The sequence below is a fragment of the Desulfosporosinus sp. genome (genome assembly GCF_014237355.1).
GTDB lineage: Bacteria > Bacillota > Desulfitobacteriia > Desulfitobacteriales > Desulfitobacteriaceae > Desulfosporosinus.
Window position 1 is genome coordinate 19,743 of sequence record NZ_JABZFS010000014.1, and the last position, 23,239, is coordinate 42,981.

25 protein-coding genes are annotated in these 23,239 nt (G+C 39.7%); 8 read left to right on the forward strand and 17 right to left on the reverse strand.

Going from position 1 to position 23,239, the window contains the following annotated elements; translation table 11 throughout:
* Positions 1–71: 71 nt before the first annotated feature.
* The 11 genes from HGJ98_RS02805 to HGJ98_RS02855 form a co-directional block, all read right to left on the reverse strand.
* Positions 72–3,899, reverse strand: coding sequence for a phosphoribosylformylglycinamidine synthase (locus HGJ98_RS02805; RefSeq protein ID WP_291349506.1), 3,828 nt, complete (start codon positions 3,897–3,899; stop codon positions 72–74).
* Positions 3,900–4,250: 351 nt separating this feature from the next.
* Complete coding sequence (locus HGJ98_RS02810) at positions 4,251–5,657, reverse strand: S26 family signal peptidase (RefSeq protein WP_291349507.1); 1,407 nt, start codon at positions 5,655–5,657, stop codon at positions 4,251–4,253.
* Positions 5,647–6,612 carry a hypothetical protein gene (locus HGJ98_RS02815; protein WP_291349508.1) on the reverse strand — a complete coding sequence of 322 codons (966 nt, stop codon included), beginning with the start codon at positions 6,610–6,612 and terminating at the stop codon, positions 5,647–5,649. Before HGJ98_RS02815 ends, HGJ98_RS02810 begins: the two co-directional genes overlap by 11 nt.
* An 88-nt stretch (positions 6,613–6,700) precedes the next feature.
* Positions 6,701–7,243, reverse strand: a complete 543-nt coding sequence (locus tag HGJ98_RS02820) for a signal peptidase I (protein ID WP_291349509.1) — start codon at positions 7,241–7,243, stop codon at positions 6,701–6,703.
* A 177-nt stretch (positions 7,244–7,420) separates the two neighbouring features.
* Positions 7,421–7,948 (reverse strand): hypothetical protein, encoded by a 528-nt coding sequence (locus tag HGJ98_RS02825; RefSeq protein WP_291349510.1) that lies wholly within the window; start codon positions 7,946–7,948, stop codon positions 7,421–7,423.
* Positions 7,949–8,176: 228 nt separating this feature from the next.
* On the reverse strand, positions 8,177–9,142 hold the full coding sequence (locus HGJ98_RS02830; RefSeq protein ID WP_291349511.1) for a cellulose binding domain-containing protein: 966 nt from the start codon (positions 9,140–9,142) through the stop codon (positions 8,177–8,179).
* A 212-nt stretch (positions 9,143–9,354) separates the two neighbouring features.
* On the reverse strand, positions 9,355–10,113 hold the full coding sequence (locus HGJ98_RS02835) for an amino acid ABC transporter ATP-binding protein (protein ID WP_291349512.1): 759 nt from the start codon (positions 10,111–10,113) through the stop codon (positions 9,355–9,357).
* Between the two features lie 16 nt (positions 10,114–10,129).
* A complete protein-coding gene (locus HGJ98_RS02840) occupies positions 10,130–10,780 on the reverse strand; it encodes an amino acid ABC transporter permease (RefSeq protein ID WP_291349513.1) in 651 nt (216 codons plus the stop codon).
* An 80-nt stretch (positions 10,781–10,860) separates the two neighbouring features.
* A complete protein-coding gene (locus HGJ98_RS02845; protein WP_291349514.1) occupies positions 10,861–11,502 on the reverse strand; it encodes an amino acid ABC transporter permease in 642 nt (213 codons plus the stop codon).
* 95 nt (positions 11,503–11,597) lie between these two features.
* Positions 11,598–12,425 (reverse strand): amino acid ABC transporter substrate-binding protein, encoded by an 828-nt coding sequence (locus tag HGJ98_RS02850; RefSeq protein WP_291349515.1) that lies wholly within the window; start codon positions 12,423–12,425, stop codon positions 11,598–11,600.
* Between the two features lie 380 nt (positions 12,426–12,805).
* Positions 12,806–13,354: a pyruvate kinase alpha/beta domain-containing protein gene (locus HGJ98_RS02855; protein WP_291349516.1), complete on the reverse strand. Its 549-nt coding sequence runs from the start codon at positions 13,352–13,354 to the stop codon at positions 12,806–12,808.
* Positions 13,355–13,651: 297 nt separating this feature from the next.
* On the opposite strand from HGJ98_RS02855, the gene HGJ98_RS02860 reads away from it, so the two are divergent.
* Positions 13,652–14,233: an HDIG domain-containing metalloprotein gene (locus HGJ98_RS02860; protein WP_291349517.1), complete on the forward strand. Its 582-nt coding sequence runs from the start codon at positions 13,652–13,654 to the stop codon at positions 14,231–14,233.
* A 13-nt stretch (positions 14,234–14,246) separates the two neighbouring features.
* On the opposite strand, the gene HGJ98_RS02865 is transcribed toward HGJ98_RS02860, so the two are convergent.
* Entirely contained in the window at positions 14,247–14,807 is a 561-nt protein-coding gene (locus HGJ98_RS02865) for a phosphohydrolase (protein WP_291349518.1), read from the reverse strand.
* A gap of 222 nt (positions 14,808–15,029) precedes the next feature.
* Here HGJ98_RS02865 and HGJ98_RS02870 point away from each other — a divergent pair, with 222 nt between their 5' ends.
* A complete protein-coding gene (locus HGJ98_RS02870) occupies positions 15,030–15,248 on the forward strand; it encodes a hypothetical protein (RefSeq protein ID WP_291349519.1) in 219 nt (72 codons plus the stop codon).
* A 158-nt stretch (positions 15,249–15,406) separates the two neighbouring features.
* On the opposite strand, the gene HGJ98_RS02875 is transcribed toward HGJ98_RS02870, so the two are convergent.
* Both HGJ98_RS02875 and HGJ98_RS02880 read right to left on the reverse strand, forming a co-directional pair.
* Positions 15,407–16,444 (reverse strand): HD-GYP domain-containing protein, encoded by a 1,038-nt coding sequence (locus HGJ98_RS02875; protein WP_291349520.1) that lies wholly within the window; start codon positions 16,442–16,444, stop codon positions 15,407–15,409.
* Positions 16,445–16,748: 304 nt separating this feature from the next.
* Positions 16,749–17,510, reverse strand: a complete 762-nt coding sequence (locus HGJ98_RS02880; protein ID WP_291349521.1) for a sporulation protein — start codon at positions 17,508–17,510, stop codon at positions 16,749–16,751.
* 240 nt (positions 17,511–17,750) lie between these two features.
* On the opposite strand from HGJ98_RS02880, the gene HGJ98_RS02885 reads away from it, so the two are divergent.
* Complete coding sequence (locus HGJ98_RS02885) at positions 17,751–18,362, forward strand: hypothetical protein (RefSeq protein ID WP_291349522.1); 612 nt, start codon at positions 17,751–17,753, stop codon at positions 18,360–18,362.
* A 223-nt stretch (positions 18,363–18,585) separates the two neighbouring features.
* Here HGJ98_RS02885 and HGJ98_RS02890 read toward each other — a convergent pair whose 3' ends face one another.
* Both HGJ98_RS02890 and HGJ98_RS02895 read right to left on the reverse strand, forming a co-directional pair.
* Positions 18,586–19,383: a lysophospholipid acyltransferase family protein gene (locus tag HGJ98_RS02890; RefSeq protein ID WP_291349523.1), complete on the reverse strand. Its 798-nt coding sequence runs from the start codon at positions 19,381–19,383 to the stop codon at positions 18,586–18,588.
* 23 nt (positions 19,384–19,406) lie between these two features.
* On the reverse strand, positions 19,407–19,844 hold the full coding sequence (locus HGJ98_RS02895; RefSeq protein ID WP_291349524.1) for a DUF1285 domain-containing protein: 438 nt from the start codon (positions 19,842–19,844) through the stop codon (positions 19,407–19,409).
* A gap of 203 nt (positions 19,845–20,047) precedes the next feature.
* Between HGJ98_RS02895 and HGJ98_RS02900 the strand changes: the two genes are divergently transcribed.
* From HGJ98_RS02900 to HGJ98_RS02920, 5 genes are read left to right on the forward strand one after another with little or no spacing between them, the layout of a single operon-like run.
* Positions 20,048–20,248, forward strand: coding sequence for a spore coat protein (locus HGJ98_RS02900; RefSeq protein WP_367142654.1), 201 nt, complete (start codon positions 20,048–20,050; stop codon positions 20,246–20,248).
* A 15-nt stretch (positions 20,249–20,263) separates the two neighbouring features.
* Positions 20,264–20,668 (forward strand): spore coat protein, encoded by a 405-nt coding sequence (locus HGJ98_RS02905; RefSeq protein WP_291349526.1) that lies wholly within the window; start codon positions 20,264–20,266, stop codon positions 20,666–20,668.
* Between the two features lie 20 nt (positions 20,669–20,688).
* The gene (locus HGJ98_RS02910; protein WP_291349527.1) at positions 20,689–21,846 is read left to right on the forward strand and encodes a zinc-dependent alcohol dehydrogenase; all 1,158 of its coding nucleotides are present in this window, start codon (positions 20,689–20,691) and stop codon (positions 21,844–21,846) included.
* A 49-nt stretch (positions 21,847–21,895) separates the two neighbouring features.
* Entirely contained in the window at positions 21,896–22,126 is a 231-nt protein-coding gene (locus tag HGJ98_RS02915; RefSeq protein WP_291349528.1) for a spore coat protein, read from the forward strand.
* 38 nt (positions 22,127–22,164) lie between these two features.
* A complete protein-coding gene (locus tag HGJ98_RS02920) occupies positions 22,165–22,470 on the forward strand; it encodes a spore coat protein (RefSeq protein WP_367142655.1) in 306 nt (101 codons plus the stop codon).
* An 8-nt stretch (positions 22,471–22,478) separates the two neighbouring features.
* Here HGJ98_RS02920 and HGJ98_RS02925 read toward each other — a convergent pair whose 3' ends face one another.
* Positions 22,479–23,237, reverse strand: a complete 759-nt coding sequence (locus tag HGJ98_RS02925; protein ID WP_291349529.1) for an ABC transporter ATP-binding protein — start codon at positions 23,235–23,237, stop codon at positions 22,479–22,481.
* Positions 23,238–23,239: the final 2 nt, after the last annotated feature.

The following is a 23,239-nucleotide window of genomic DNA, read 5'->3' on the forward strand; positions in this document are numbered from 1 at the left end:
AGGATCTAGATCCTTCAGTCGTCCCTCCTTCGGGATGACACAGTGCTTAAGTTGCTTTCATAGCATAAGGTCTATCCTCTAAAATAATTTACCCCGCCGTCAAATATCGGTTGATACTTATTACCGGGAACGTTTTTAGCAATATCTAAACCTGTCCTTTCGGAATGAGCCATTTTGCCTAAAATACGTCCATCTGGACTAGTAATACCTTCGATTGCTTCATAAGAACCATTCGGTGTGTAGATCACATCATTACTCGGATTACCATCAAGATCCACATATTGAGTAGCAACCTGCCCATTATCAATTAAGGATTGGATCATTTGATTGTCTGCTACAAACCGGCCTTCTCCATGAGATATTGGCACGGAGTGAATGTCTCCTAAGTTCACACCACTAAACCAAGGGGATAGGACTGAGACAACTTTAGTTTGGACCATGCTGGAAACGTGACGTCCAATTTTGTTATAGGTGAGGGTCGGAGAATCTTCCATCAGGTCGATTATTTCACCATAGGGAACGAGGCCTAGTTTAATCAAGGCTTGAAATCCATTACAAATTCCGAGCATTAAACCATCTCGTTGGTTCATAAGGTCTGCTACAGCTTCACTAATCCAGGGGTTTCTAAACATGGTTGCAATGAATTTACCTGAACCATCGGGTTCATCCCCAGCACTGAAGCCCCCCGGAAGCATAACAATTTGAGCATTCTTTATCCTCTTTACCATCTCTTGGATTGATTGTTCTACGTCTGTTGCCGTCAGATTTCTGATCACCAAGGTTTCCACGATCCCTCCAGCTTTCTCAAAGGCTTTCGCTGAATCGTATTCACAATTGGTGCCAGGAAAAACGGGTATAAAGATTTTTGGTTTTGCCACTTTAAAGGACGGTTTTTGCGTATTTCTTAAGTTAAAGCGCACTTCTTGGGGTTCTGCCACAGGATCTGTATGGGTCGGAAAGGTTTTTTCCAGCGGCTTTTCCCAAGCTTGGAAAGCGGTGTCTAGATCAACGTCTACCCCATAAACCGTTATAGCTGGTTTTTCTTGAGTCACCCCGAGAACTTGGAAGGGTACTTCACCGAAGGCTTCTGCCAAATTGACCGTTTCCTTAATTTCTAAGATGATTGAACCATAATCAGCCGTAAACAAACTGCGAATGTCAATCGAACCTTCCAAAGATATTCCAATCCGGTTTCCAAATGACATTTTACTAAGGGATGCTGCCAGACCTCCCATTCTGACGGTGTGCGAAGCTAGTACTACTCCAGATCGAATTAACTCAAAGGTTTTGGTATAGTTTTTACTCAATTGTTCAAAATCAGGAATTTCCTCTTCATCCCTGGTGACTTTCACTAAGACAACCTGACTGCCTGACTTTTTGAACTCTTGGGATACAACTTTATCCGCTTCACCCACATTGACCGCAAAAGCAACCAGCGTCGGAGGAACGTGTAAATCCATAAAGGTTCCAGACATGCTGTCCTTCCCCCCGATAGCCGGAACGCCGAGTTTTTTCTGAGCATAAAAAGCCCCCAGCAAAGCACTAAAAGGTTTCCCCCATTTTTCCGGACTTGTTCCTAATCGTTCGAAATACTCTTGCAAGGTAAGACGAACCTTCCGATAATCCCCTCCCAGGGCCACAATCCTAGTCACCGCATCAACGACGGCATATAAAGCACCGTGAAATGGACTCCACTTTGCTAATTGAGGATTATAACCATAGGTCATCATAGTGGCAGTATTGGTTTCCCCTTCTAGGACTGGGAGCTTTGCCACCATTCCTTCAGCAGGAGTAACCTGAAATAATCCGCCTAAGGGCATCAAGACGGAGGACATTCCGATGGTACTATCAAACCTCTCCACCAAACCTTTTTGACTGCAAACGTTCAAGTCAGATAGATTAGCCAGCCAAGCTTCTTTAATTAAGGCGTCTTGGCTTTCTATTGCATTTTCTATATTACAGGAAACAATTTTTTGTTCAACTAATAAGGGAAGCCTGTTAAAGTAGTTATCACTAACCTCAGGTAGAGAGACCTGTACCTTGGTTGTCTGTTTAACTCCATTGGTATTAAGAAATTCTCGGCTGAGATCAACGATGGCTTGCCCTCGCCAAACCATCGTGAGCCTTGGCTGAGAGCTAACTCGAGCTACTAGTGTTGCTTCTAAGTTTTCCTCTTGTGCATAGTTAGCAAATGTCTCGAAATCCTCAGGACGCAGAACCACAGCCATGCGCTCCTGAGATTCAGAAATGGCTAGTTCTGTCCCATCAAGCCCTTCGTATTTTTTGGGAACAGCATCTAGATTAATTTCTAAACCGTCGGTTAATTCACCAATAGCTACGGAAACTCCACCAGCACCAAAATCATTGCACCTTTTTATCAGAGTACTGACCTTAGGATTACGGAAAAGCCTCTGAATTTTTCGTTCTGTTGGCGGATTTCCTTTTTGCACTTCCGCGCCACAGGTAAGTAAGGATTCAGTGGTGTGCTCTTTAGAAGAACCAGTTGCTCCACCACACCCATCACGACCTGTTCTTCCGCCGACAAGTACGATGACATCCCCCGGTTCAGGAACTTCGCGTACGACGTTCTTACGGGGAGCAGCGGCAATTACGGCACCAATCTCCATACGTTTGGCTATGAAGCCCTCATCATACACTTCAGTTACTTGTCCCGTGGCCAGTCCTATTTGATTTCCGTAGGAACTATACCCTGAAGCCGCACCTCTTGTAATCTTTCTCTGAGGGAGTTTACCTGGAAGAGTATCCTCTAATTTCGACCTCGGATCCCCACTTCCGGTGACACGCATGGCTTGGTAAACATAGGTTCTGCCTGATAAAGGATCTCGAATGGCCCCTCCCAGACAAGTTGCCGCCCCACCGAAGGGTTCGATTTCTGTCGGATGGTTATGGGTCTCGTTTTTAAACATCACCAGCCACTCTTCATCTTGACCGTTGACATTGACATCTACCACGATACTACAGGCATTAATCTCATCCGATAGATCAAGGTCAGGTAATTGCCCTCGTTTCTTCAGCTCCTTCATACCTAAAACAGCGATATCCATGAGGCAGATATCTCGATTAACTGGATTTTCACCGTAAACATAGTCTCGAGATGCTAAATATTCTTGATAGGCCTTGGTTAAGGGGCGAGAAAATTCGCCCTCTGAAAAAGAAACTTCTTCGATCTTAGTATTAAAGGTCGTATGCCGACAATGATCTGACCAGTAGGTGTCGATGACTCGAATTTCGGTAATGGTAGGATTTCGTTTCTCTGTATCACGAAAATACCTTTGACAAAACTCCAAATCTTCATAACTCATTGCCAAGCCTGTTTCCTGAAAAAAACTTCTTAGTTCTTCAGGAGACTTCTCAATAAAGCCATCAAGAATTTCGACATCTGAAGGAATCACTGCATCAAATTCCAGACTCTCAGGTTTATCTAAAGTTGCTTCCCTTGATTCAACAGGGTTGATGCAATAATCCTTGATCTTTTGAACATCGTCCTCAGAAAGTTGCCCTTTTAACACTATCAGCTTGGCTGAAGCAATCATTGGACGCTCTTTTTGGGTCAGGATCTGTATACACTGAGCGGCGGAATCTGCCCGTTGGTCATATTGACCGGGGAGATATTCCATAGCAAAAACTCTATCCTGAGCAGGAATTTCTAGATCTTCGTCATACACTAAATCTAAGGGAGGCTCGGCAAAGATAATCGGTCGAGACTTTGCATATTCTTCATCCGTAATTCCTGAAATGTCATAGCGGTTAATGACTCTTAAGCCTTCTAACCTTATGATCCCTAAATTTTCGATTAGATCACTATAAAGACCTTGAGCTTCAATATCATAACCTGGCCTTTTTTCTACGTAAATACGTTTTACAGTTTCTGACTCCATTTCTTCCTCCAAATAATTTAAATTTGCTCTATGGATTATATCTTCTTGTTGATAATAATCTCTTAATAACAAGAACCTCGCGTCCCTAAAATATGTATAAGGCCATAGCACTTTGTCTATGGCCTTTTCGCGCAATCATTAGTTGACGCAGAATTCTCTTAGATTGCATAATACCATGATTTTGATTGAAATAAAAGAGCATGAAAAATATGTTGACTTATCTTTGAAAGTCGATAAACTAATGACCAACTCAAAGAACTAACGAATCGCGTTCAACAAATAGAAATTAACGTTGAAAACGATCTGTGTTCTAAAGTTAAATAAATTTAGGAGTATTGAAATACTCCTTTTTTATTTAACTTTTTTACTTCTCTTAATATACCTATAAATGTGTCCCTGATAAAACAGCAACACAGCCGGAACCAGCAAAAAAAGCAGCCTGCCTACAATGGTGTTGGCAAAAAGGATCAACGCTCCAAGCCAACGACTCCTGCCGCTGTATAGTCCGTGTACCGCTTGTCGTGGCACCGTTTTTTTCATAACTCCGATCTGCGACAGAGGCGGGTAATTATCAATATCCACGTACAATTGTCTTTCAGTCTTGTTAATGACTCGTTCTACATAGAGCACATTATTTTCTTCGAATAGAATAATCTGCCCCTCCTCGATGGGGTACTGATCATCGATTTTCTGAAAATAAGCGAGATCGTTCATCATAATCTCCGGTTCCATAGTACTGGAGCTAAATACAAAGGGAATGACCCCTCGAATGCTGACCACTTGACCTGGTGTAGAAGCATTAATCAAAATAATGAAAAGATTGAACGCTAAGGCAGCACAGATAAAAACGATCAGAAACGCAGTCGTTACCGTATCAATAATTCGGGCACGCCAACCCTCCTTAACTTTACTCTTGATTAACTTCCTCAAGCCCGTTCTGGAATCAATTTCTACAAGTACAACTTCTTCAGGTAAAATGGTAGCGTCAGGAGGAAAATTATAGTATTTAGCAAGATTTCTACTTTGAAACAGGCATATCAGGCAGGAGATGAATGTGATCGCCATCACAATTTGCCAATATAATGAAAGCTCCAAGTTGAACAACGTAGTTATGTTTTGCATGGACACACGATTGGAAATAATATCATACTGTCCCGAAACTTTTTTTACCATAAAAACCATAACGGCAGTTAGGAACGTCCAATACCTGCCATAAATCACAGTCTTCGAGAAAAGGGAAAACGTCATACAAAGAATTGTAATTAGGAGCAGGTCCACCATTCCAACGATGTAGTGGGTCGGGAGATATGCCGCGATAAAGTTGTATTTCAATAGAAATGTGAGGATTACCGTAACCGCAAAGCCAAGGGTATAGATCAAAAAGACAGAATAGATTAGAGCAAACAGCTTTAAAAAAAACATAGTCACCGGATGATAGCCCATTTGAATTAAAAGATACCAGGAGTTTTTTCGTATTTCTGTAAAAAAAAGAACGTCATAGTAATAAACATAATAACCAAGATTAAAGAGAACGGCGATATGAAGATATAGATAAATCGTAGAGAAGAAACTGGGTTGCATAATTTCCGGGACAACATCGGAAAGGACGCTTTCCTGCAGAGTCTGAAAAACAAAGTAAATTGCAAAGGAAAACAGTCCTAGAAAAAGAGCGAATCCCATTTTACGATTCGTGCTGATCTTATTTTCCATATAGGCTTGGCGAAGTTCTTTTCTGAAATAACTATTTTTATAAATCATGCTGCCGCATAATCTCCTCATAGGCATTTTGCACAGTTTTGGGATTAATCTCAATCGATTCAGGCGTAAAGCCGGACTCCAGAATTATTCTAAAAATACTACTAGGGTCACTTACCTTAAGACCTATGCTGCTGATCATTAGGTTGTCGTCTTCGATATCCAACTTATAACCTGGGAGAAGTATAGATAGTTTTTCCTTAATAGAGTGGACTGATTTATCTCTGATCACCACTTCCACTTTGTCAAACTTCAAACGGAAATTCTCCACGGTTCCGCTGTAAATCAAGCTTCCTTGATGTATTACTGCCGTATGTGAACAAGCCTTCTCAATTAAAAGGCTTTCTTGAGTTGAGAGGATTAAGGTTTTTCCCCGTTCCCGGATAAAATCTGCGATCTTAGATATAGCCTCAATCAGAATTTTGTCCCATTTGTATTCAGGAAGGTTGAATACAATTATTAGACTGTCGGAGTAAGCAGCAGCAATTAGAATAATGACAGCTTTTTCTTCATTTGTCAGACTATGATTGGGGGTTAGGGAAAGGTGCCCTAGCCCTACGGTAATAATTAATTCAAAAATTTCTTCCTGGAGCTCTACCTTATTGGTCTTAAACTGAGCAGTAGCGAACATCAGAAATTCTAGGACATTCATATTGTTGTAAAGCATATCCGCGCTTCCAATATAAAAGACATGCTTAAGAATTACCCTTTTGCGCCTCATCATTCCCCGCTCGATTAAAACGCATTTACCTTCGTCATAGGGTCTTATATTCGCCATAATTTCTAGCAACAACTTAATCTCAAACAGTGACGTCCCATTAATACCCCAAGTTTCCGTCCTTCTAATCACTAGAGTTATATCGCCAAGCACTCTTCGGGGTATGTCGTCAATTAACAAAAAGTGTTCGACAGATGAAATACCTTCCATTAACACAACCCGTTCAGGACTATGTTCCATGCTAATTCTCCCATATAACTTCAATCTCATTAATTACATTTACTTTCTTATTCTTTTGGTAATATCAAAATGAGTATAGGGGTTATGGTTACGTCAATGGTATTTTGGCTACAAATAGACTGATCACTCTATCTGGTGTAAGCAGTTCCTGATCTGCTGAATTTTTCGGGTTATCCCCCTTGGTTCTGTAAGCCTTACTGCCATCCTCATTGATTACCACCTCAATAATTCGATGTGTGATAATCGCACGAGAAATCGATCTGAACGTAACAATATCATTAACCCTTAGTTCATAGGGGTCTTCAACTTTGTTACTGATGATAACCGCTCCAATTTTCAAGGTAGGCTCCATACTTCCGGATTCTATTACGAAAAGCTGATAACCGAGGACGCTGGGAATTTCTCCTCTGCTCCTTGTCAACTGGATCGAAAAAATTGTCCAAACAATAAGAAAGCAGAGAGCTAAAAATACAGCTCCACTGATTGCTTTCCTAACCCATCTAACCTTCTGCAGCCTGCCAACAGACGTCCCTTTCCCCGTCGATAGTTCCTTTAGTTTGTGTTTTTCACTTAAGATTTCTCGCCGCATTGCTTCGATTTGTTCTTGGGTCGTATACTTTGATTGTGTCATTACATTAACCTACTCTTAATAGAAATCGGGATAAACGCTTAAATTATTAAATTTATTATGTCCTATGGAGATATAAAAAATCAGGTCGACTCAATGAAACTGATAAACAGGGCACGTGTACCAATTATGATACATGTGCCCTGTTCGATTTGGAATGACCTTACGACTAAATCACTATTACTTCTGGGTACCGGTTACAGAAACTTTTACAACCGTTCCATAGTCTGCTCCAGCAAAATTGATATCGGAGTCATTGCTTGGCCAGTTTACAGATACTGTATATATCTTTTCCTGCCCGTTTGCACTCAGTGCAAATTCGTCGGTGAATTCAATTTTCCCTTCTGAGTTTAGTGACCCCTCAATGTGATCATTTGCATTTTTAACGGTCACTTCCAGGGGAGCAATTACGCTTTTACCATTCTCAGCTATAACATCCACTACAACATTCAGATCCATACCTGTCTCGCTGATAACTGTATCGTCATAATTTTTCACACTAAACTGCCAATTTACTGTCTCAGTGGGCGCTATTTTTATATTGTTCTCAAAAGTATCTGTACCACCTTCTACCAAGATAAATTCCTTAGCAACAACACTACCTTCAGCAATATTATCAATGGTCGTAGTATAGCTAGCTAATGTCCCTGCGATCAAAGACGTCGATAAAATTAAGACTAGTGCGATAATCGATAAAGTTTTCTTCATTGTTATCCTCCAAATTTAGTTTTTAATAATGACACAATAACTGGTTAGTTCCTCACCTTGTCCAATTTGGGGTAAATGCTTGTACCGAAGGAGGAGACACTTGTATAGTTAGAAAGAGTGCCTACGGTTAAGGAAACAAATAGTACTGTGCTTAAGGCAAGAATTATAAGAACCTTTTTCCTCATTTCCCCCCTCCTTAGATCTTCCATATAATCCAGCTCAGGCTCCTTAGTTCAGGGATGCCTTGCCAAATTCACAGATTAACTCTATATTCGTGATATTAATATTACTGCCACTCACAAGGACATTTTGGATCTCCTCAGTGCCCATACCTCGTGCTAGACCACCAAACGATACACTTTGCCCGGGCAGAATACTATCTGTCGACTGGTTGTTATAACCTGGATTTAAAAATTCATAGGATCCATTGGTAGTATTGGACACCAATTTGGCATTCCAAGAATTAATCAGTTGGTCAGTAGAAAGAAGGAACCTCAGTTTCCAATGATCAATTGGTTCAGTAGAATGATTCGTCAAGGTAATCTTATATTCATATTGGTAATGACCACTTTGTCCATTCTGCCAAGGGATCGTTGTCTGATAGCGAATACTGACTTGCTTACTCGGGGAAGGTTCTTCTGGGACAGGATTGGTTGCACCTAAAGGAATCTGCGAAGCGACAGCATTAACATTAATTTGCGTTCCATAATTACCGCCAGCATAATTAATGTTAGTCCCTTCGTCAGCTGGCCAGTAAATCTCGACCAAATAATCCTGCTCTTGTCCATTAACTGCCAGAGGAAATGACCCCAACACTTCGAAGGTTCCAACTCCGCTTACTTGATTAAGCACGTTTCCGTTCAAGTCCTTAACAGCCACTGTTAAGGGTTCTATTGCACTTTTACCTAACAAGGCTTCTACATTAAACGTAAGCTTGTAGAACATATCAGTTTCGGATACAACATGGTTTTCATAGTTTTTAACTTTGAACTGCCACTGAACAATCTCCGTCGGAGCTATCTTCAGTCCCTGCTGAAAAGTTTCGGTACCTTCCCCAACAAAAATGAACTCCTTGGCGACCACACTGCCCTCAGCTAATTTGTCGATGGAGACAGTATACATAGCTAAGGTTCCTGCCGCAATCGAACTTACCATAATTAAAACCAAAGTCAATAAAAACGCAAACTTTTTCATAACCACCTCGATAGTTACTAATAATTATTACTATTTTATACTTCCTTTTAAATTAATATTATTTTCTATGACTCTACTATAGTAGCACGAGTAAAAATCCTGAGTCAATTTGTATATATTTCAATCTTAGTATTTAGTTCCCTTTTATCCGAACTTAGAAAGCACTAAAAAAATCGCCAACCCGCAAGTTGACGATGTCAGCTATTTGTCTTTTACAGCATCTTTTCCAAAAATGTTTTAATCCTAGGATGACGAGGATTTTCGAAGAAATCCTTTGGATTAGAATCTTCGAGGATTTTTCCGTCATCCATAAAAATCACTCGGTCAGAGATTTCTTTAGCAAATCCCATTTCATGAGTTACAATCAGCATTGTCATGTGTTCCTGAGCCAGTGTTTTGATAACACTTAACACTTCTCCAATCAGCTCCGGGTCTAAAGCTGATGTTGGTTCATCAAAAAGCATAATGTCAGGGTTCATAGCCAAGGCCCGGGCTATAGCTACCCGCTGTTTTTGTCCCCCTGATAATTTTGAGGGATAGGCATCCTTCTTCTCCAGCAAACCTACCTTTGCTAATTGTTTCTCGGCTATTTGTATAGCATCATCTTTAGCCACCTTATTTACAAGCATGGGGGCTTCGATCACATTACCTAAAGCTGTCATATGGGGAAAAAGGTTAAAGCCTTGAAACACCATACCCATTTTTCGATAGGTAGCCTTTACTTCTTGAGTAGAAGCAGTCACTTTTACGTCTACATTTCCTGCTGCCTCTACAACCACACCTTCAATCTCAATGATACCCTGGTCAATCGTTTCCAATTGATTCATACAGCGAAGGAGCGTACTTTTTCCTGAACCACTAGGACCAATAATGGCAATAATTTCCCCTTTTTTGACCTCTAAGGATACCCCTTTCAATACATTTAGGCTCCCAAAGTGTTTATGAATATCAAGCATACGTATCATCGTCATAAATTCCCTCTCCTATTCAATCATAAATCGAATACTTCTTCTCTAATGTGCCAAAAAGTTTGACAAGAACAGAAGAGATAATTAGGTACAAACCAAAGGCCACAATAAAAGGAGTGATATTAAAATCTCTCGTGAAGATCTGAGTTGAGATACGCAATAAATCAGGCATTCCTATAACAGCGAGCAGAGCGGTTTCCTTTACCAAGTTAACAGCCTCACTACAGGATGGAGGCAAAACCCGTCTCACGGTTTGGGGAATGATGATCCGGCGCATGGTTTGAGGGTACGTCATCCCCAAAGCTTTGGCCGCCTCATATTGACCCTTGTCGATTGATTCTATTCCGCCTCGGAAAATTTCTGTTAAATACGCCCCAGAATTTAAGGCATAGGTAACTGTTGCCGCTGCAAAGGGGGAGAGTCTAATACCTATAATAGGCAAGCCATAAAACACAAAAAACAATTGGAGAAGCAATGGTGTTCCTCTCCAGATCCATGTGTATAAATACAAGATCTTCTGAAGAAGCTTTGGGCCTTTAACTTTTCCAATAGCCGCCAAAAGCCCTAAAGGCAACGCGAATACTAAGGTAAAGACATAAACCTTAGCAGTCAACTTTAATCCAGATAAAATAAACGGTAGTATACTCAGAACATAGTCCATCTGATCCATTATCGTCTCTTGTCCCTTCGTTTGCCTTAATTAGACTGTTATTTTCATTTATATCATAGCTGCTAATTTAGTACAGCTCCTTATTCGTAAATCGAATATTTCTTCTCCAGTCGGGTAAACACCTGTAGTAAAATAGAAGAAATGATTAGGTAGAATACAAAAGCGACAAAAAAGGCTGTAATTTTGAAATCACTAGTTACCACTTCTTTAGCTGAGCGAAGTAAATCACCCATACCGATTGCCGCAACCAGTGCGGTATCTTTAAATGTAAGAATGGCTTCATTGCAGGTAGCAGGCAACACCCGTCTAATGGTTTGAGGAATAATAATCCGTCGCATGGTCTGGACATAGGTCAGTCCCAAAGCCTTAGCAGCTTCATACTGCCCCTTGTCAATAGATTCAATTCCTGCTCGGATAATCTCTGTTTCATAAGCTGCCACATTTAAGGTAAAAGCGATAATTACAGCAACTAGGGGCGGTAAGTTGATCCCAAAGTATGGCAAACCAAAGTATATAAAAAACAATTGGAGCAAAAGTGGAGTGCCTCGCCAGATCCAAGTATATAAATGTAGAATCTTTTTAATCATGGGGGGGCCTGAGACTTTGCCAATAGCAGCCAAGATCGCTAAAGGAAAGATCAAAATAATTACAATTCCATAAACCGTAAGGGAAAGCTTTAGCCCTTTTAATAGAACGGGTAATATCGATAGAACATAATCCATTGTTTTCTCTTGTCCCCTTATGAAATAAGGAATAGGAAGAAATTATCGACTTCCTATTCCTTTTAACTTTATTATTATACTACTTTATTATTATACTACTTTATAATATCTGATCCAAACCATTGCTTACTTATTTTGGCAGAAGTTCCATCGGCTTTCATTTCATCGAGAACTCGGTTAAGTTCCGCAAGGAAGGCTTTATCCTCAATGCGTACACCGACACCATAAGGTTCTTCACCAAAATACCCTTCTTCTGCTGATAAAATATAGTACTTATCGGCAGTTTTTTCTGTAGTGATCAGGTAACGGCCATTCATCTCATTAGTTACTACTGCATCAATACGACCAGCATCAAGATCCAATAAAGCAACTGTAGGATTTTCAAACTTTCTGACTTCCTTGATTTTCGAGGAAATCTCATCTTTGGCAACCGCTTCTTCTGCAGTGCTGCCTAATTGAAGTCCGATGGTTTTACCATCTAAATCAGCCTTTGTCTTGATCGGTGAACCAGACTTAACTATGATAATATTCCGATCCTCCATATAAACGTCTGTAAAGCCAATTTGCTCCTGTCTTTCAGGAGTAATCCCTAGGGCATTCCAGATCAGATCAATTTCACCGCTCTTTAAATTCAAGAGAACTCCATCCCATTGAACTGGCTTGAATACAGCTTTTACACCCAAACGTTTGGCTGCCTCTTTGGCTAAATCAATATCAACGCCAACCAGCTCTCCAGCTTTATCACGGAAACCAGCGGGTGGATAATTATCGTCTAAACCAACAATAAATTCCCCTTTTTCCTTGATTTTATTCCAAGATTGATCCCCTGTTTGTGCGGTGTCTGGGGTTTTCTGACCGCATCCAGCAGCTAGAAGAGCAACTGTACAGATTGTTACTAATAATACCAACCATCTTCTTTTCATGTTCACTATCCTTCCCTTTGATGTCAATCATTCAAACAACCTAGTTTATGTTCCCATCAATTCTTAATAAATTAAAGTGGAAAATATCTATAGCATCCCCCCTATTGTAATACTATACACGAATCCCCCCTATTTTGGCTAGGTCTTAGGATAGCTGAATATTGTGTACACGTAGTTGAAAATTGAAGTAACAATAAAAGCCCCGACATAACGTGGGTTATCACAATAATAGCTCCTTAACCTCTCGGAAATTTATTTGATACTTCACCAAATTTGAGGCCTAAAAAGCAGTAGCCCGCCACATTCCTGAGACGGTCTACTGTCTAATTATTAGTTCTTTTTGAATTCGTTTTAAGTGACGTACCCCATGAATTTCTTCATTAATATAATGAAGGCTTACATATTATTTCATGAATTTTTGTCTCAAATAAACTACTTGCATGCGACGGGGTTATGACTATTGCTGTATCTGCCCCTTTACCGGATCCACCAATTGCAATAATGGGTTCTCCATAGGGTATTAGCCCTGCGTCTAGAGCCATAATCGCTATCTCGACACATACTTTGGTGCCTTGACCAAGCATTCGTAAAGTGTGAGCCACTATCTCAATTGGATATGCTCCCCCAAAGGCTCTGCTGATACCTCTTTCAGCTCCGCTCAGCACATGAGTTGTGGTCAATATCTTTATCCCTATACCTTTTAGTTCCTCGCGGATTTGTTGTGACATTTCGCTTTTACCCGCTTCTGGGTAACCATGAGCGTGAGTTACGCAAATAATATCAAGTTCATTATTGTTTGCTAACATTTTTGCAGTGTCCCCTCTCGAAGAAGCCACAACAATATATTTAACCCCTTTTTCTAGCGCAGCTTTTAGGGCTAAAGCCGCCGTTTCCTTTGTATTTGTCTTACCTACTGCATCAAAATACATAAGTCTTACCTCACCTCATTTATCTTTAGTTAAGGAGTTCACGTGAACCTGCGATAGAATAACACAATTTTGGGCATCTAATTTGCCCAGACAACGCTTACCTTAAAATGATTCGACAAAATCACAATACTTTCCTGCTATGTATTGAGAGTTTTGCTGTAGAAAGAGCTATCCCGTTGTTTCCCAATTAGTATTAACTAATCTTAAATTGTCACTCCTTCAAAATGAGTGAAGAAAGTTGACATCCATGGTATAAAAGATTAGTATTTTATGTAAAAACGAAAGAGGAATTATATCGTGGAACAGAACGCACCTTCAAGAGAACAAGCCTATGATCTTTTAACTAAGTACAATAAAAATGACAGCCTAATCACTCACGCCCTGGCTGTAGAAGCTGTCATGCTTCATTTTGCTAATATTCTTGATGAACCTGAAAAGGAAAAATGGAGTCTTATTGGATTGGTACACGATATTGATTATGAAATGTATCCTGAACAGCATTGTATAAAAGCCAGGGAGATATTAATGCAACACAATTGGCCCGAGGACTATATCCACGCTGTTGAAAGTCATGGTTGGGGGATATGTTGCAATGTAGAGCCTATTCATAGAATGGAGAAAATCTTATTTACTGTCGATGAATTAACTGGTTTAATTGCAGCTACAGCTATGCTGCGACCAAGCAAAAGTATTCTTGACCTTGAACTTAAATCACTTAAAAAGAAATGGAAACAGAAAAGTTTTGCGGCAGGTGTAAACCGCGAGGTTATTGAGAAGGGTGCAAAAATGCTGAATATGGAGCTTGACTATATCATCAAAGAAACGATCCTAGGTATGCAAAATGTAGCAGAAGGTATTGGTTTAAAAGGAGAACTTTAAGCAAGAGGCTGCCTCATTTGGAGGTAGCCTCTTGTTTCCTGATTGTCAATTGATTGAATATAGAAATAAACTCTTGTTCCACAATCGAAAAACTTACTTGGCTGAAGTCATGCCGAGTCGCCAATTCTGGCGCAGTCTCAAATATTGGATAATTCATCAACTCTTTAAACTCATAATGTAGAAGAGTGTCGTCAACATTTTCTATCTGTTTCCGTTCTTCAGATGATAAGTCCCCTAAACCAAACCTGTCATAGATCACACTTTGCAATTTTTCCTCTATAGCAAAATACTCTGGCATATTACGTTTTACTGGCCTTGTTAAATCTGAAATATAGCTTTCACTGGCATCATGCAAAAGGCAACCGAGTTGAACCCGTTCCGAATACTCTCGATGTTTGGCTTCCCGATAGCAATGCACCGAATGTTGAGCGACAGAATAAAAATGTTTGCAATGCCCGTTGGCTCGAGTCATAAGTGACAATGAGTGGGCAATATCCTCTATTTTGATGTCTTCTTTTATAGGCTCCAGTGGGAAAAACTTGATTTTAGAATACGTCAATATGTAATCGGACAAATCTTATCCCTCGCTTTGATATAATAAAACTAGATCTATTCAATAATATTGTATCTCGGTCAATTTAACAACTCTATTAACCAAAATTCGTCATCGTCTTTACTCTTATGGTGTATGAATATTCTTAACATTAGGAATAAATTTAATCTTGGAACTTTGTGATTTATGGTACAATTTCTGTAAAAAGAGTATATAATTATGGAAAAAGGAGGTGTATTAATAATGGTTAAAGTATTGGAAATCATAGCGGATAAAGTGGGCAAGGATGTTGCAAATAAATTAATTCAAGATGGATCTGTGACGGTGAACGGTGGTGTGATTAATCAATCTGACCTTGAACTGAATGTCTATGACCTTGTTGAATTTGATGATAGAAAAATATGTTATCTTGGAGCAAATTATGTACTAGAAGAAAACTCTTATCCCCAAGCTGCAAAATAATAATTAGGCACAGTAAGCTATAACTAGTTGGTATTAATTACAGCACATAACAAAAAAGGTATTAATGCTAGAGGAACAAACCCAGTACTTTGACGGGTCTGTTCCTCTACTTTACTAAGCAAATACTCTTCGTGTACTAATATCTGATCAATATAACCTTAGGTAACAATATTCGTTATGGTAATATTAAGTTCTGTATTCAGATCAATTTTTATATCATCGACCTGTAAAACCGGACGATGTGGATTGATTTCATTTTCCACCACATAACCAGTCATGCCATTTGAACATTTTACTAAAGACCCAAGGGGAAAAGGAGCAATGTTGCGAACGAACTTAGCAACTATACCTACTTCCAGATGGCTGCCGGCGATAGTGTAAATATACTCTAAACCTTGTGCCGGTGCCCATCTGGCCCTGTATGGTCTATCACTAGTCAACGCATCATAAACATCCGCTACCGCCACTATTTTGGCTAAATTGTGGATGTCCTTGCCTCTCCGATTGCCTGGATAACCGGAACCATCCAGCTTTTCGTGGTGCTGCAGGATAACTGCCCGTGCAGGTGCATCTAGTATATCGTCTTCTTTAGCCTTAGCAAACCCTTGCTCCGGGTGCTTTTTTATTTGGGCAAACTCCGTATCAGTTAGTTTTCCTGATTTGTTCAATACCTCTAACGGCACAAAAATTTTACCCAGATCATGAAGTAATGCACCCATACCCAAACTTTTTAATTGGGAATATTCCAAGCCCAAAGAAATCCCTGTAACCAAGGAGAGCACCGCCACATTCACGCTGTGGGCGTATGTATAGTTATCATAATCTTTTAAATCAATCACATTAATTAGAGAATCTTTTCGGTTAAGCAATTCCTCAATAATGTCCTCCACTAATTGACTAATTCGACGACCATTATCCTGTTTTCTGGTGAAAGAGGTCTGGGAAATAGAAGTAGCAATTTCGCGCAGGGTATTAATTGCCACTTGACGCGTACGTTGGCTAATAATATCTTCTCCGCCCAAGGGACATTTGGGGTCCTCAATATACACTGAAACTACCCCATGTCCAACCAGCCTATTGATAAAATTCTCAGTTAGCACCGTTTTTTCTACCAGCAACGCTCGTCCACTATGATCATAAATGGTTCTACCGAGCACATCACCCGGTTTTAAGCTGGCAATATTAATGCATCGCATATATCCTACCTCTCATGACTTGTACTAATTCTAATTCTACTTCACTCAACTTTAATCTAAAGAGTTTTCAGAAGTTCTATGTCTGAAATAACTTTATTCCACATACTTCCTTCATTTCCTCCTAATTAATCGAAGAAATGATTATATTTATAAGGAGCATTGGCTTTTCATTGCATAATAAATTAATGCCCTCTTAAATAGGAAACAGTTTTGGTATTACAAGCTGTTCCCTATTTAAGGGGCATATCATCTGATACCTGACTAATCGATTTAGAAGCAAAATGGGACGCTCCCACAAGCACCCTTAACAAGGGATCTTATCATATTCCTGTTGAATGATACTGGCGAGGATTTCGGATGTTTGTTCACGAGAAACTAACTGGTTTTTTAAAAGACTAAAGTTAACATGCCTCTCATCAAGGTCAAGATCATCCATTGCACTAGCAAATAGTCCTCTCACCTTTTTATCTATCTGAAGCATGACGTTTATCCTATCTTCATGGGCCTCAAAGTAAACTTCAAGTTCGTCGAGCTTTCCTTTAAGAAATCTAGTTGGGACAAACTCGAACTGTTGGAACTTCCCATTGAAGGAACCAGAATCGGCTTTAGACCTGAAGCCAAGTATACCTATTGCATCAAGTAAGCATTGGACGAGTTGGTTTGGTTTTATGGTAATCGTATCGATATCCTTTGCATCAACTGCATTTGGTATATCTAGGTTTGTTCTAAACTGGTATTTTGTGTTATTCGTTGATATGGGGATATTATAAGGTAGCTCAAACCGTATTGGAATTTTGAATTCAGGTGAATTTGCCTTAACCGCCAATTGTTTAGCGATGACTCCACTAGCTATTTCCTGATTTACATGCCTAATATGGTCCCCTGCTTTGTATCTTGAGGAGACCTCTAGGGCTATTGTAATTTCTTCGATTACTTGATCTACTCCACCGCCACTAACATAGACGTTTCCACTAACAACACCACCAAGCTCCACTACCTCGTTATCAATTACAAAGTTTACCTTTGCACCGTCAATACCTAAACCAGCTAAGAATTTTTTTAACACTCCAAACCCCCCAAACGTAATTTTCAATTATTCCGCTAACTCTTATGATCGAATCATGCCTTTTTCATTCCGCTAAAACTCTAACTCATATTAATTCTATAGTTTAGCTTTTAAAAATCACCTAACTAAATGTATCATAGATCTACTAAGTATTATATTTTAACTATGATAAACCGTCAATTTCAAAGGAATTTTCAGTGCGAGGTCAATTAATTTGTTTATTAAGAGGTGGAGCGAATAATGCTGGCAGAATTTAAGATTGTTAATGACCCCTTGCGTCCTAGTATTTCTACAAATCTATGTTCAGTTTGTTACCGAAATAGCGAGAATGAAACTAAATCAATAGGTTGCTGTTCTTACGAACCAGAATTTTGTCTTTTCGATTTAGTCTTTTTGCACCTTCACTACCCTGATATTTATGAGTTAATATTGAAACGAGGTCAGATTATTAAGGGATTTAACGGAATTATGATAGAAATGAAGGCTGGTTTAAACCAATGTCCCTTCATAAGCAACTTAGGTTGTGTCCTACCAAAGGATGCCACGCCACCTGTATGCAGATTATATATTTGTCCAGAAGCGGCTATTTTTGGACCAAGCGTACTTGAAAAAAAATTTGACGATTACTTTGTAAGCAAGGAATATGCCTTAAATAATTATTTGAATAGTGAACTGATCTATGACAAGGGTTTTAATAGCACAAGCTTACATAACTTTATAGTTAAATATTCTCAGACTACAAAAACTATGATTGCAGGGATTGATACAACTAACCCGCAGGTAGATACTTTCAATACTGATATTAATATCGAAGATTTTGGTATACTCCGCAGTGAATCAAGTGTGTCTTAATTGCCGGGGGTGGCGCACCCTAAGAAAAACGCTACGTGTCTATTTACTACATTTCTTGCTATGAAAGAACTTAAGTACTGTGTCATCCTGAAGGAGGGACGACTGAAGGATCTAGATCCTTCGCTATCGCAAGGATGACATAAATGAAAGACGCCCCTAAAGTTATGCTTTCTGATACGTTAAAAAATACGCCTGTACTTTAGTACAGGCGTATTTAGTCGTTTTAGCGCATGACCTTACTATTCCATTGCTCTAAATGAGAACTAATAAATTCAATTATAAATTGATTTTCTTCTTTTCCTAATCCCTTGATGGATAATGGTTCTCCAAAGGCCATATGAATTGGTTCTCGACGATTGATTGGTCCCATATCCTTTAGGTATTTCCCATTTCCCCAAAAGTCTGTTTTTATTGCAATTGGAACAACCTGAACCTTTGCTTTGGTGGCTAGCTTTACCCCTAAGCTGTTAAATTCCTTTGGTATAAATTCTACAGTTCTTGTATTTTGCGGAAATACAATAATAGAAACACCCTTCGATAATAATTCTTGACCTTGTTTCATTACGATTTGCAAATCCGCTCTAGAATCTTTCCTGCTTACCACAATTGGATTCCGAGCACGCATTATAGGGCCAAAAAACGGATGTTCAACCAAACTATCTTTAACAATAAAGGTAGTATTCATAATTGGTGCAATAAGACAGGGGAAAACCATTGTCTCAAGGGTACTCATGTGGTTACTGATGAAAACCACAGGTCCTTTGCACTTATGCAAATTCTCAAGCCCTGTAATATGAAACCTACCTCCGCACCCCTCAATTAACTTAAAAACATCATAAGAGGCTGATATCCAAGCCTCTGTATCATATTGACCTTTTAGAGCAGCACTACGGGATTTCAGCACGATCCTACAGAACTGATACATGAAGAATAAGCGGGTATTTATCATTAATCTATCTAGAAAAAAACGAGGGGCATTATCCTCAGTATGATATGTATCCTTTAAAAATAAGTCCTTCATAAGGCTTCCCTCCTCCTGTTTCTCTACCCTACCTCTTCAACGAGCCATTCGCTATCCCCGTATTGGAAGAAATAACGACCATCCTTCTCGATTAGGTTTTTACATAATTCACAATAGGAAGAGTGAGACAGTTTCGTATCACGCTTCCAAAAGAGAGAGATGTAGGGGATATTATTTTTAATCCAAATACTACCTGAGGGCAGAGGAAACGTTCGTCCGTCGTAAAGCTGTATTATAGGAAGACCTGCCTGCTCAGTTAGGGATTGAACAAATAATGGTGCGTCCTCCACCAGTACTGGGTACAGTTGATTCTGCCAATCTATATGATATTTATCATAGCCATCTTTTTTTAGATGAGAAGCAAATAACTTAATTATTTCTTTATTGATCATAAGCACCCCGTCGGTGTACCATTGTCCATTCTTATCAATGAAAAGTTCGGGCGCACGTAAATTATTCAAGATATTCTCTCCTTTCAAATTCACTACCTAATTCAAAAGATTCTTCAGTATATCCCCAAATTCCTCCACAGACTATAAATTATAAATTAAACCTATTTCAGCATAATCATTTGCAAATCAAAATTATTAAATGCGCCAAACTTAATTACATAAGTAGGCTTAATATGGTCAAACTAGAGAAGATTTACAAGGAGGTGTATGTAGTGCAAGATTTTGCCTTACATGAGACAATGGAACTGCATGAACTATTGAATTTTAAAACGGTTTGCATGACTACATCCAAAATGATACAGGGTGTTGTTTTTGATCAAGAATTAAAGGCATTGCTTGAGAAAGATGTGCAACAATCTATGCAATCTGTCAATGTTTTACAAGGGTTATTAGGCAAAACCCAACCACATTAGTAGAGGTGAAACTGAATGAACTATGAAAAAAAACCTATTAATGCTATTAAAAAGCCCATGAGTAATGATTATTTAGAAATTGAAAACTCGGATGGAATGCCTGGACTAGTAGACTCAACCATTGCTCTGAATTTTTTGCTTACCGCCAAAAGCGGCATACGGAATTGCGCCGTAGCCTTAACTGAAATTGCTGACCCTGAAGCGAGAACTGAAGTTCGCAAGATGCTAAATGTTGCAATTGATCTCCATGCCGAAATTTCAAACCTGATGATGAAAAAGGGCTGGTTCCAACCATACCAGGTAAGCGAACAATTTAAACTGGATAAGATGTCAGCCCAGGCGGCACTCCAAATTGCCAATATGCAGCTCTTCCCCGGGGATACCAGCAGACTCGGTACCTTTGCCACACCAAACTATTAAAACCAGGAGGACAGAGAATAATGCAGGCTGTAACATTTCAAGGTATTAAAAATGTAGAGGTTAAAGATGTACCCTCTCCTACTATCCATAAACCGGATGACATCGTCGTAAAAATTACTACAACTGCGATTTGTGGCTCAGACTTGCACCTGATTCATGACATGATTCCTAACCTTCCCAAAAACTACATTATTGGGCATGAACCAATGGGCGTCGTTGAAGAAGTTGGTCCAGAGGTTACAAAGCTAAAGAAAGGCGACAGGGTCATTGTTCCTTTTAACGTTAGCTGTGGCGAATGCTTCTATTGTAAACACGATCTAACAAGTCAATGTGATAACTCCAATCCCCATGGAGGAATGGGAGGCTTTTTTGGCTACTCAGAAACAACAGGTGGTTATCCGGGAGGACAGGCAGAGTATATGAGAGTTCCTTTTGCTAACTTTACGCCTTTTAAAATTCCAGAAGATAGTGAACTCGAGGATGAAAAATTAGTATTGTTAGCCGATGTCATACCAACTGCTTATTGGAGTGTAGAAAACGCCGGAGTGAAAAATGGAGATACCGTGATTGTTTTAGGATGTGGACCCATAGGACTCCTCGCCCAAAAGTTCTGCTGGATAATGGGTGCTAAAAGAGTCATTGCCGTTGATTACATAGGCTATCGTTTAGACCATGCCAAAAAATTTAACAACGTAGAAATTGTTAATTTTGAAGATCATCCAAACACTGGAGACTATTTAAAAGAGATGACTCAAGGTGGAGCAGATATCGTCATAGATGCGGTAGGAATGGACGGAAAGATGACACCCCTCGAATTCTTAGCCAGCGGTCTAAAGCTTCAGGGAGGAGCATTAGGTAGTTTTGTAATAGCTAGCCAAGCCGTCCGTAAAGGAGGAATGATTCAGGTTACTGGGGTTTATGGATCTAGGTATAACGCTTTTCCCCTGGGAGATTTAATGAATCGAAATATAAATCTAAGAATGGGACAGGCCCCCGTAATTCCTTATATGCCACGACTATATCAGATGCTAGCTGACAAAACGTTTGATCCAAGCGATATTATCACTCATAGACTACCCTTAGACCAGGCTAAGCATGGCTATGAAGTATTTGATACCAAAACCGATGGCTGTATAAAGGTTGTACTTCATCCCGAAGGAAAAGGATATCTTCATTAATCCCAATTCCATCAAGAACTACAAATTTTAAACAAAAGCAGGTGAAGCAATGACTTATCAAAAAATAGCTCCTCATGAAACATTTGAGATTCATGAAATTCTAACCTTTAAGAATGTATGTGCCACCAAAGCCTCGGCAATGGTCCGATTTGTTAAAGATGAAGAACTAAGAACTCTGCTCGAGGAAGACTTTACAACGGGGCAAGAACATATAAAAGAACTTCAAGAATTACTCCGATCTTCACAGCTTCTAGAACGCACAGATGAACTAACTCATTAATATGTAAATGTTTTAAGCCTTAATCTTAAGTAAAGAAGGTGTCTATATTGGGAATTATACAGGATATGATAGGTATGGGGGATATGACCGAGCAAGTGATTGCTACAGATTTTTTAATATCAGCTAAAACAGGGGTCATCAATTATGCCATGGCTATCTCCGAAACTGCTACTCCTGAGGTACGGGATATACTTCGCAGACAATTGGATGTGGCTATTGACACCCACGAAAAAGTCACTAGCTATATGATGAAAAATGGATACTACCACGTCAAAGATCCCCAAGAACAGATTAGAGTGGATAATCAGGCAGCAGAAACAGTTTTAGCCATCCCTAAGCCATAGTTGAATAGTTATATTCCCATTTCCCGCATTTTCGCCATAACTTTTATCATTCTGTCGTCAATATGTGTGCCGTTAAACTTCGGAAGCCGCATTTCACTCACAATTTTTCCGTCGCGCATAAACATAATACGCTCCGTCCGCGCCGCAACCTTTGCGTCGTGAGTTACAAGCATAACCGCAGTACCCTCCGCGTTGATTTCAGATAATATGTCCATAATCTCCTGGGCGTACTTTGAGTTAAGCGCACCCGTAGGCTCGTCACCGAAGATGATTTTTGGATTGCTCATAAGTGCACGGCATATCCCTGCACGCTGAAGCTGTCCTCCCGAAACCTGTGTAATATCACGTTTTTCCAACTCCGCAATGCCAACTTTTTTCATAAGGGCTCTTGCTTTTTCGGTAATCTTGGCAGCGTTTTTTCTATTGTCCCGCATTGAGGGTAGAATGATGTTATCGAGGATGTTTAGATTTTTTAGCAACGTCGGCTGTTGAAAAACAAACCCCATTTTTGTCCTTCGTATGTCGGCAAGCTCCTGCTCCTTCAGCACTGATAAATCCCTGCCGCCAAAAGTAACCTTTCCACTATCTATGCCGTCCATTCCGCATAGGCTAAACATCAGTGTCGATTTTCCCGATCCCGAAGGTCCCATAACCGAAACGAACTCGCCCTCGTTTATTTCCACAGACACTTCATCGAGAACATTGCGCTTTTCATCGCCTTCGCCAAAAGATTTCACTATATTTTCACCCATAATAATCTTCTTCATAA

Coding starts and splice junctions, on each gene's coding strand:
- HGJ98_RS02805 (WP_291349506.1), bottom strand. CDS start 3,899: ATGGAGTCAGAAACTGTAAAACGTATTTACGTAGAAAAAAGGCCAGGT.
- HGJ98_RS02810 (WP_291349507.1), bottom strand. CDS start 5,657: ATGATTTATAAAAATAGTTATTTCAGAAAAGAACTTCGCCAAGCCTAT.
- HGJ98_RS02815 (WP_291349508.1), bottom strand. CDS start 6,612: ATGGAACATAGTCCTGAACGGGTTGTGTTAATGGAAGGTATTTCATCT.
- HGJ98_RS02820 (WP_291349509.1), bottom strand. CDS start 7,243: ATGACACAATCAAAGTATACGACCCAAGAACAAATCGAAGCAATGCGG.
- HGJ98_RS02825 (WP_291349510.1), bottom strand. CDS start 7,948: ATGAAGAAAACTTTATCGATTATCGCACTAGTCTTAATTTTATCGACG.
- HGJ98_RS02830 (WP_291349511.1), bottom strand. CDS start 9,142: ATGAAAAAGTTTGCGTTTTTATTGACTTTGGTTTTAATTATGGTAAGT.
- HGJ98_RS02835 (WP_291349512.1), bottom strand. CDS start 10,113: ATGACGATGATACGTATGCTTGATATTCATAAACACTTTGGGAGCCTA.
- HGJ98_RS02840 (WP_291349513.1), bottom strand. CDS start 10,780: ATGGATCAGATGGACTATGTTCTGAGTATACTACCGTTTATTTTATCT.
- HGJ98_RS02845 (WP_291349514.1), bottom strand. CDS start 11,502: ATGGATTATGTTCTATCGATATTACCCGTTCTATTAAAAGGGCTAAAG.
- HGJ98_RS02850 (WP_291349515.1), bottom strand. CDS start 12,425: ATGAAAAGAAGATGGTTGGTATTATTAGTAACAATCTGTACAGTTGCT.
- HGJ98_RS02855 (WP_291349516.1), bottom strand. CDS start 13,354: ATGTATTTTGATGCAGTAGGTAAGACAAATACAAAGGAAACGGCGGCT.
- HGJ98_RS02870 (WP_291349519.1), top strand. CDS start 15,030: ATGGTTAAAGTATTGGAAATCATAGCGGATAAAGTGGGCAAGGATGTT.
- HGJ98_RS02875 (WP_291349520.1), bottom strand. CDS start 16,444: ATGCGATGCATTAATATTGCCAGCTTAAAACCGGGTGATGTGCTCGGT.
- HGJ98_RS02885 (WP_291349522.1), top strand. CDS start 17,751: ATGCTGGCAGAATTTAAGATTGTTAATGACCCCTTGCGTCCTAGTATT.
- HGJ98_RS02890 (WP_291349523.1), bottom strand. CDS start 19,383: ATGAAGGACTTATTTTTAAAGGATACATATCATACTGAGGATAATGCC.
- HGJ98_RS02905 (WP_291349526.1), top strand. CDS start 20,264: ATGAACTATGAAAAAAAACCTATTAATGCTATTAAAAAGCCCATGAGT.
- HGJ98_RS02910 (WP_291349527.1), top strand. CDS start 20,689: ATGCAGGCTGTAACATTTCAAGGTATTAAAAATGTAGAGGTTAAAGAT.
- HGJ98_RS02915 (WP_291349528.1), top strand. CDS start 21,896: ATGACTTATCAAAAAATAGCTCCTCATGAAACATTTGAGATTCATGAA.
- HGJ98_RS02925 (WP_291349529.1), bottom strand. CDS start 23,237: ATGAAGAAGATTATTATGGGTGAAAATATAGTGAAATCTTTTGGCGAA.